We start from the raw sequence: 946 nt of genomic DNA, 5'->3' as shown, positions 1-946 counted from the left end.
GGCTCCTACAGCTTCAATCCGGGTACGGCGTTCGATCGCCTGGCCGCGGGTCAGACCGACACCACTAAAGTCAGCTACACCGTCAGCGACGGCCAGGGCGGCACCGCCACCTCGACGCTGACCGTAACGGTGACCGGTACCAACGATGCGCCGGTCGCGCAGGCAGGCACGGCCACGACGGAAGAGAACAGCGTTCTCAGTGGGCAGGTTCCGGCGGCATCGGATGTCGATGGCACCATCGCCAGCTACGCACTCGACACCGGCGTAGGTCAGGGCAACGGCAGCCTCAGCTTCAACGCCGACGGCTCCTACAGCTTCGCCCCCGGCACTGACTTTGACGCTCTGGCCGCCGGCGAAAGTCGCGACGTGACCTTCAGCTATACCGCCACCGATAACGACGGCGGCGTCAGTGCACCGAAGACGGTCACCATCACCGTCACCGGCACCAACGATGCGCCGGTCGCTCAGGCAGGCACGGCCACGACGGAAGAGAACAGCGCGCTGACTGGTCAGGTCCCGGCAGCGAGTGATGTCGATGGGACGATCGCCGGTTACGACCTGGCGACGGATATCGGCACTGGCAACGGCAGCCTGACCTTCAACGCCGACGGCTCCTACAGTTTCACCCCGGGCACTGACTTCGACAGTCTGGCCGCGGGCGAGAGCCGCGACGTCACCTTCAGCTATACCGCCACTGATAACGATGGCGGGGTGAGCGAGCCGAAGACGGTGACGATAACCGTCACCGGCACTAACGATGCGCCGGTCGCCGTCGCTGATACCCAAACCACCGGTGAGAACACCGCGCTGACTGGCCAGGTCCCGGCAGCAACGGATGTTGATGGCACCATCGCCAGCTACGCGCTCGACACCGACGTGGGTCAGGGCAATGGGTCATTGGCGTTTAACGCCGACGGTAGCTACAGCTTTACCCCCGGCACCGACT

At 64.8% G+C, this 946-nt stretch carries 1 protein-coding gene; it reads left to right on the top strand.

What is annotated here, in order from left to right; translation table 11 throughout:
* Positions 1–946 (top strand): Ig-like domain-containing protein (locus BTW08_RS18300; protein WP_139313722.1); only part of this gene is annotated, 946 nt, incomplete at both ends.

The organism is Salinicola sp. MH3R3-1, from assembly GCF_001937155.1.
In the GTDB taxonomy this organism is placed as follows: Bacteria; Pseudomonadota; Gammaproteobacteria; order Pseudomonadales; family Halomonadaceae; genus Salinicola; species Salinicola halophyticus.
The sequence above is the reverse complement of the archived record's forward strand: the minus strand, read 5'-3'. Positions and strand labels throughout refer to the sequence as shown.